This is a genomic window from Candidatus Cloacimonadota bacterium, assembly GCA_020532085.1.
In the GTDB taxonomy this organism is placed as follows: Bacteria; Cloacimonadota; Cloacimonadia; order Cloacimonadales; family Cloacimonadaceae; genus Syntrophosphaera.
In genome coordinates this window covers 33,176-41,547 of the sequence record JAJBAV010000025.1, presented here as the reverse complement: position 1 = coordinate 41,547, position 8,372 = coordinate 33,176, and the positions used below count along the sequence as shown (strand labels likewise).

5 protein-coding genes are annotated in these 8,372 nt (G+C 58.4%); 4 read left to right on the top strand and 1 reads right to left on the bottom strand.

All coding sequences use genetic code 11. From position 1 onward, the window contains the following. Positions 1–309 precede the first annotated feature (309 nt). Entirely contained in the window at positions 310–3,918 is a 3,609-nt protein-coding gene (locus LHW45_07590) for a hypothetical protein (protein MCB5285434.1), read from the bottom strand. A 686-nt stretch (positions 3,919–4,604) separates the two neighbouring features. Here LHW45_07590 and LHW45_07585 point away from each other — a divergent pair. From LHW45_07585 to mnmG, 4 genes are read left to right on the top strand one after another with little or no spacing between them, the layout of a single operon-like run. Continuing rightward, a complete protein-coding gene (locus LHW45_07585; protein ID MCB5285433.1) occupies positions 4,605–5,537 on the top strand; it encodes a magnesium transporter CorA family protein in 933 nt (310 codons plus the stop codon). A gap of 9 nt (positions 5,538–5,546) precedes the next feature. Beyond that, the gene (gene queD / locus LHW45_07580) at positions 5,547–5,918 is read left to right on the top strand and encodes a 6-carboxytetrahydropterin synthase QueD (protein MCB5285432.1); all 372 of its coding nucleotides are present in this window, start codon (positions 5,547–5,549) and stop codon (positions 5,916–5,918) included. After that, positions 5,911–6,522 (top strand): ribosome biogenesis GTP-binding protein YihA/YsxC, encoded by a 612-nt coding sequence (yihA, locus tag LHW45_07575; GenBank protein MCB5285431.1) that lies wholly within the window; start codon positions 5,911–5,913, stop codon positions 6,520–6,522. The genes queD and yihA overlap by 8 nt, the downstream gene beginning before the upstream one ends. A 4-nt stretch (positions 6,523–6,526) precedes the next feature. Further along, the gene (mnmG, locus tag LHW45_07570; GenBank protein ID MCB5285430.1) at positions 6,527–8,371 is read left to right on the top strand and encodes a tRNA uridine-5-carboxymethylaminomethyl(34) synthesis enzyme MnmG; all 1,845 of its coding nucleotides are present in this window, start codon (positions 6,527–6,529) and stop codon (positions 8,369–8,371) included. Position 8,372: the final 1 nt, after the last annotated feature.

Here is an 8,372-nt window from a genome sequence, read left to right as displayed (position 1 = left end):
TATCAATACGGTATCAATACGGTATCAATACGGTATCAATACGGTATCAATACGGTATCAATACGGTATCAATACGGTATCAATACGGTATCAATACGGTATCAATACGGTATCAATACGGAATCAATACGGATTTCATCCGTAATGATTCCGTATTGATACCGTATTGATATTGGGAGCGAAACGTGAAGTCAAGGAATTTTGGGATGGAATGGCGGAGAGGCAACGATCAAGTTTTACCACGACAGCTGAGCCAAAAAAGTCCCGCCGGGGGAAGGCGGGACAGTGAAGAACAGGATTTTGGCTTGTTCAGTCGCGGGTGCGGGGCAGTTCCGGTGTGGATTTTGAAGGTGGCAGGCGTACCGCGGTCACCCGAAAGAAGAGGTTTGGGCCGGGTGAGAAGCTATAACTGTGGGTGGTGGACCAGCCGGCTGCGGTGCTGAAATCGCCGAAGGGGTCTGTATCGCTATAGACATTGAACTTGGTGACGCTGAGGGGGTAATCCCAATCCAGGGTGGCCAGGCCGGTATCCGGATCGTAGGAGATGTCCAGATCGATGATAGCGGGCAGATCCTGCCAGGTGATGTGGAAGGGGCCGTAAACGTTGTTGTTTTCATTGGATTCGGCGATGAAGCCATCTGAATCGAGCTGCAGCCAGGAGTTCCATTCCCCGGCCAGGTCTTCATTATAATTGGCTATGCCTGCGAAGATCATCTCCACCGGCAGTCCGGCCGGCATCTCGCTCAGGTTGAGGTACATATCTCCGACCTGGGTGAGGGTGGGCGGGGTGTCGCGATCGTAGTAGAGATCGAGGTAAAAGATACCTTCAAGCGCATTGAGGCTGTTGTTCACAAGGGTCACCTTCAGGTCGCGGGAGTCGCCCAGCCAGGGGTCCGGAGTGGCGGGGACCCATTCGGCAGTAACAATCTGCAAATCTGGAAGATCGTTGCCGGCGTTCCATAGTACGCGGCCGTAAAAATCGTCATCATATTCCTCCCCGCTGAAGTATCCGGTGGAGTTGACAATGTTCACGATCCCCGCGTCAATTGTTTTGCGCACGTTGGAGGCACCGACGCCAGCGTCGGTGAGAAACTGCGGGCTGACGATGCCCACATGGTCGGAATTGTCGATCGTAAGCAAAGCCCCGCCCTCAACGCCCCAAGAGAAACGGCAGTGATCGAAGGAGTGGTCGGGATCGATGCTGGCCCCTGGATGCACATATACGCCGTATTGGGACATCTGGGCAAAGAGGCAATAACTGGCGGCGATGGTGGCTCCGCTGCGGACGTTGAAGTAAAAATAGCCGGCATCGGTGTTGATCGCGACCAGACTGCCAGGATAGCTAATGGCCTCCAACCGTCCGCCGGATTCCACGTTCAGGTAGCACAGGTTGTTCAGGTACAGCCAAGAATTCCCATTCACTATCATGGTGCCGTGCACGATAATGCTCCCAGTGGTGTGGATGTGGTTGGAGTTGAGAACGAAACTGCCGGAATCCACGGTCAGCAGCCCGTTGAGGTCCAGATCCGACATCAGCATAACGGAGGCGTCGCTTCCTTTGTTGATCCTCAGTTGCTGCAGGCCGGGCCCGGTTACCGTAAGATAGGAATTTGCTGTGCCGGCCAGCTCGAGTTCTCCGCCGGAGGGGTTGAAATCAGCGCGGTCGCAGTAGAAATTGCCGTCGGTGCGGATGACGCCGCCGCTGATGTTCGCGTTGAAGGCGTAGGCGTTGTTGTAGATGCCGATGCCCCAGCCATGGCGGTAGAGCAGCCCGTTGGACATGGTAAGGCCGGCATCACCGCCGCTGGGCATGGCGGTCACCAGATCGGTCGCGCCGCCCCAGATGTGCAGTTCACCGCCGCTGATGTTCAGCTGCCCCCTCAGGCCCAGGGTGGTGGCGGTGTCCTGAACGAAGATGATGCTGCCTGCTGAGAGGTTGACCTCGCCCTGGATCACGTCGTCCACCATTTCATGGGCGTAGAAAAAGCCGCCGGAAACCTCCAGGGTGCCCTGGGTCCAATCGTAGGAATCGCAGTCCGCTGCGCTGTTGAGAGGCACCCGGAATTCCCAAGCCAGGGAAGTTTTGGCCAGTTCGAGGTCGTTGAAGTCCTCCTCGCCGTAAACGGTGCTGTTGGTGGCGCCGTCGAATACCACTTTGCCCGTGCCCTCGGTGAAGGAATCGTGACCGGTGTACTTGTACCAGCTGCCACGCACGTTCATTTGGGCCGGGGCAATGAAGTAACCCGCGCGCTGAAAGAAACTGCCGTTGATATCCAGGTTCGATGCTGCCGTTACTATCTGCGAACGGGTGAGTTCGCGGACCTTGCCCTCCCGGTTTGTTTCGAAGCGGGGCAGGTTTCCCGTCTCGGTTTCCAGATATTTGTTGATGTCCAGCGAGAAGAAGCTGGAGCCGGCCACGTGGCTGACCTGGCAATCCGCGCTGCCCGCCAGCACGATCGTACCGCCGCCGGGAAGGAAGCCGGCGCGGTTCACGGTGAAGCCTCCGGCCACGCGGATGGTGCCGCCGGTGATGTTCGCGGTAAGGGAGTAGGTTGCGTTGGTAATCAGCACACCCTGGGTTTTGAAGTCGAGGGTGCCACCGCTCATGGTGATGGACGCGTCCGCTGGATAGGGCCACCAGGAATTGTCAATGCCGCCGTAGATGTTGAAGATCCCGCCGCTGATGTTCAGCGAGCCGCCCAGGTCGATGAAACCGGTGCCGTAATTGCTGAGTTCTATGGTGCCGCCGGTCTGGAGGAACCATTCTCCGGCGATGTAGTTGTTCACCAGGGACAGGGCCGAGAAGGAGCCGGCCAAAACCTTGATCCCGCCATCGATCCATTCGTAGGAAAAGCAATTGACGTCGGCGATGCTGCTGTCCACGATGAAGTATCCGGCCACCTTGTTCACCACCAGGGCGTCGAAATCCTCATCGTAATTGCAATACTGGTCCCAGTCCGCCTCGAAGGTGACGGTGGTGCCCGTTTCATCGAAAGCTGCCGGTCCCACCAGGTTGACCCAGTCGCCGCGGATCCTGATGCCCCAGCCGCCGGGGTCGAACACGCCACTGGCAATGGTGAGGGTGCCCCGCAGGAAGAGGTCTGTGGTCAGATTAACGGTGTCGGTGGCGCTGCAGGTGAGGTTGTTGAGCATGCTCTGGCTTGTCAGTTCGATCGATTGTATCGTCCCATCCATCACTAAAGTGCCGTGGGTAAGCCAGACTCCTTTGCCGGCGACGGTGTTGTAATCCTTGAAGTTGCCTTTCACGATCAGGCTAACTTCGGGCTCGCATTCCAACCTGCAGTCTTGGTAGTTCCAAAAATTGCCGTCGATCACGATGTCCTCGGTGGTGTCTCCGTGGATGTAGAAAATCCCGCCGGAGGAATTGCGGGAACGGACATTGGGCAGGATGGTATTGGCGCTGTTGTTTTTAAGATAATTGTCGGTGCCTGACGTGTTGCTGAACTCAATGTAGCCCATGGCGAACTGGACGTTGGAGCCGGTCGCGAATTCCATTCCGCCGCCGCAGAAGATCTGCGCGTTTACATCGGTTACGTTGACCGTCGCCCCTTCCAGCCAAGACATGGATTGGCCTGTTTTAAAATCGGAGGCGGCGCTCAGGTTCACCTGGCCCCAGATCAGGGCGTATTCGGCAACCCAGAGACCTCCTGTTCCAACGGTCACACTGGCCCCCGCCTGCAGCGAAAGCCGCTGGCAGACAGCGATGTTGGGGGTGGTGTCGGGATAGCGGCCATTGGTCACGACCGGGATCATGGCGTGCTTGGTGTTCGTGGGTACCCCGGCGGTCCAGTTGGAGGCGTTGTGCCAGTCGGTGGAAACCGCTCCGGTCCACCAAGTAAGGGCTCCCAAGGAAGCCGCGAGCAATAGGATAACTGCAACCAGGACAAGGTTTTTCATGATGTCTCCCCTTAGATGGTTTGGATTTGACAGGTCTGGGATAATTGGCCGTTCAATACGCTCCCCGACCTCCCGGGCTTAGAATTGCAAATCACACCGTCCGGTTGTGGAAATAAATCCACCGGGTGCCGCGAAATGACTTTCATGCACACGCTCCCAAGACATGAACAAGCGTTTGACAAATTGTTGCTGTGTGCTGCGCAGCAAGCAGTTGTTACGGATACGATGCTGGTTGCATCCAGTTTTCTTGTCAAGTATTATAATTGTTTGCCTAAAATATCACAACCGTAAGAACAGCGGCACAAGGGAAAGTTTTCGCCGGACAACGCGTACTGAGAAGCAGGATCCAAGCCTGAAGAAGGCAACTGATAAGCACGGAAACAGGGAAAGAGGATCCGGACCAAGACGAGGGACAGGAATCCGTCTTTCCTGCCAGCCAGGGCTTGGGTGTGGCGCATGATCATGAGCCAGCGGATTTGGCATGGCTTGCACACAGCCATGGATTCGCGGCTTTGGCAGGCCGCGCCACGGGGCAGAACGGGATGGCCGTTTCCGCAAGGGCTTGATTACGTAATTGCGTTTTTGGGTGAGCTGCGTATGGTGCCAGGCGGATCAGATTTCTGTTGCCATAAACCCGCGTTTGAAAATTGTGGTTTCAGTTAAAATTCAAGCAAAAGGAGGTTGCCATGATCCAGTATTTCAAGGTCAGAGAGCAGCGTTTTGAGCCGGCTTTGGCGCACAGCGAGGCTTTTTGGATACATCTGGAAAGCCCCACGGCGGATGAGATCAAGGCCCTGATCGACGAGTTCGGGCTGCCGGAAGATTTCATCACAGACCTCCAGGACGCGGACGAGAACAGCCGCATGGAATATGAGGAAAACGCCGTGCTGGTGATCATGCGCGTGCCGCTCTATTACAAGCACCGCTCGGCCAGTTTGTCCTTCACCACGGCGCCTTTGGGAGTGATCGCGGTGCAGGACAAGCTGATCACGGTGTCCTTTTTCGACAACGAAGTGCTCAACGTCTTTTTGGACTGCAAACACAAGCCCTTCCGGATCACCCAGCAGAGCTTCCTGCTGCAGATCGCGCTGCGCACTTCGCTGTACTTTCTGCGCTTTCTCAAAGAGATCAACCGCCGCACGAACAAGATCGAGAACGAACTCAGCCAGAGCCTGCGCAACCAGGAGCTGTTCCGGCTGCTGCGGCTGGAAAAGAGCCTGGTCTATTTTTCCACTTCGCTGAGGTCCAACGAGATCATCCTGGAGCGGCTGCAGCGTTCGCGCTGGCTGAATCAGGACCCCGAATCCGAGGACCTGGTGGAGGACGTGATCATCGACAATACGCAGGCCATCGAAATGGCGAACATCCACAGCAGCATCCTGAGCGGGATGATGGACGCCTTCGCCTCGATCATCTCCAACAACCTGAACGTGGTGATGAAGTTCCTCACCTCCGTGACGATCGTGCTCTCCGTGCCCACCCTTATCGCCAGCATCTACGGCATGAACCTGAAACTGCCCCTGGCCCAGCATCCCCACGCTTTCGCGGTGGTGATCGGGATCTCCGTGCTGGCCTCGCTGCTGCTGGTTTTTGTCTTCATTCGCAAAAAATACTTTTAAGAGACTGATATGTATAAACTTAGCGTAACCGATTCCTTCAGCGCCGCCCACCGCCTCTGTGGCTACGAAGGCGCGTGCAGCAATCTGCACGGACACAACTGGACCGTGCGGGTGGCCTTGGAAGCAGACCAGCTCGACAAGATCGGCATGGCCATGGATATTGGCCGCATCAAAGCCCTGCTGGGGGAGATCACCGACGAACTGGACCATGCCTATCTGAATGAACTGACAGCCTTCACCGAGCAAAACCCCACCTCGGAAAACCTTGCCCGTTTCATCTATGAGAGGATGATGGAGTCCCTGGCCGCAGAGCCGGTTCGGGTGGCTGAGGTGGAGGTTTGTGAATCCGAACGTTCAAGCGTGACCTACTCCCATGCTTAGATTTGTGGAATCCTTCTTCGTCAAGAGCGCGGTGGAGCCCAAGGATTATCCCGCCAGCGCCTATCCGGAATTTGCCATCGCGGGACGCAGCAACGTGGGCAAATCCACCCTGATCAACCTGCTCACGGAGCGGCGCAAGCTGGCCAAAACCAGCAACCATCCCGGCAAAACGCGGCTGCTGAACTTTTTCCTCATCCGCTGGAAAGACGATGCCGCCGCCAGCGAAGGGCGCCTGCAGCTCACCGACCTGCCCGGCTACGGCTTCGCGGAAGTAAGCCAGGCGGAGCAAGAGAAATGGCGCAAGATGATCAGCCACTATCTCGACGAGCGCCAGCAACTGCGCGGGATCATCGTGCTGGTGGACATCCGCCACGCGGCCGACCCCAAGGACATGCAGATGCTGGAACTGCTGCGCCTGCGCAAGATCGACCACTGCGTGGTGGCCACCAAGGCGGACAAACTGCCCAAGACCAAAGTGGCCAAAACCCTGCAACAATTGTCTAAAGAGCTTGGCCTGAAAGATATTCCGCTGATCCCGGTCTCGGCCCTGAAGAACACCGGGCTGGAGCCTCTCTACGCCTGGTTCAGCCAGCACCTGAGCTAAGCCCATGCCCTCCCGCTTCGATGTGATCGTGGTCGGCGGAGGCCACGCCGGGGTCGAGGCAGCCCTGGCCGCCGCGCGGCGCGGCGCGAACACAGCTCTCTTCGTGCTCAAACTGGAATCCCTGGCCCGCATGAGCTGCAACCCCTCCCTCGGCGGCCCCGCCAAAGGCCATCTGGCCAGGGAGATAGACGCTTTGGGCGGCGAAATGGGATATGTCGCCGACCTTTCCGGTATCCATTTCCGCATGCTCAACCGCAGCAAAGGGCCCGCGGTTTGGGCGCCGCGCTGCCAGAACGACCGCCAGCTCTATTCCCAGCTGATGCGCCAGCACGCGGAGGCGCAGGACGGCCTGCTGCTGGTGGAGGCGGACGTGGCGGAGATCCTGGTGGAGAATGGCCAGGCGCGGGGGATCAGGACCCTCATCGGCACCGAATATCACGCTCCGCAGATCATCCTGGCCACCGGCACCTTTTTGCGCGGACTCATCCACGTGGGCAAAGTGGCCGTGCCCGGCGGACGCAGCGGCGAACCTTCTGCCCAAGCGCTTTCCGAATCTTTGCACGAGCTGGGTTTCAAACTGGCGCGTTTCAAGACCGGCACACCACCCCGGGTGGACATGCGCAGCCTGGACTATGCCAGCCTGGAGGAACAACCCGGGGATCCCGAACCTGAGGGCTTTTCCTGGTATCGCGACGTGGCCCTGGCCAATCAGGTGAGCTGCTACCTGACCCGCACCACCTCCGAGACGCAGCGGATCATCCAGGAAAACCTGCAGCGATCCTCGCTTTACGGAGGGATCATCCAGGGCATCGGGCCCCGCTACTGCCCCTCCATCGAGGACAAGATCGTCAAATTTCCCCAGCGCGAAAGCCACCAGATCTTCATAGAACCCGAGGGCCTGCACACCTTTGAGGGATATGTGAACGGCATTTCCACCTCGCTGCCGCCGGAGGTGCAGGAGCGGATCGTGCACAGCATCCCGGGACTGGAACAGGCCCGGATCATGCGCTACGCCTATGCCATCGAATACGACTATATCGACCCCTCCGAACTCATCCCCAGCCTGGAAAGCAGGCGCGTGAAAGGACTCTGGCTGGCCGGACAGATCAACGGCACCTCGGGATATGAGGAGGCCGCCGCGCAGGGCATCATGGCTGGCATCAACGCCAGCCTGGCCTTGGAAGGCGAGCCGCCGCTCGCGCTCAGCCGAGGCGAAGCCTACATCGGCGTGCTGATCGACGACCTGGTGACCTGCGGCACCAACGAGCCCTACCGGATGTTCACCTCCCGGGCGGAATACCGGCTGCTGCTGCGCCAGGACAACTGCGACGAGCGCCTGATGCCGCTGGGCTACAAACTGGGCCTGGTTTCCAACCGGCGCTGGCAGCGCTTTCAGAGGACGCTGGAGCTCAAGGAGCGGGAGTTGGAGCGTTTGAGGGGGGAGAAATCCTCAACCCATCCGGATCTGCGCGAGCCCCAGAAATTCGCCGCCCTGCTCAAGCGGCCGGACCTGTCCTGGCAAAAGCTGGCGGCATACGGATTTCAGCCGTCGCCGGAGGTAACGCCGGAGATCCTGCGCCGCTGCGAGCTGGAGATCAAATACGAGGGCTATCTGAAGCGGGCGGAGGAGGAGATGCGGCGTTTTCAGGACTCGGAGGACCTGGCTTTGGCCGAGGACATCGACTACCATGCCATTGAAACCATCGCCTGGGAGGCCCGCGAAAAGCTGCAGCGGGTGAAGCCCCGCAGCCTGGGCCAGGCCACCCGCATTCCTGGAGTCAACTACTCAGACACGGTGGCACTGTTGGTCTGGCTGCGCAAACGGCAGCCAACCGCTCCGGGCGAATAGG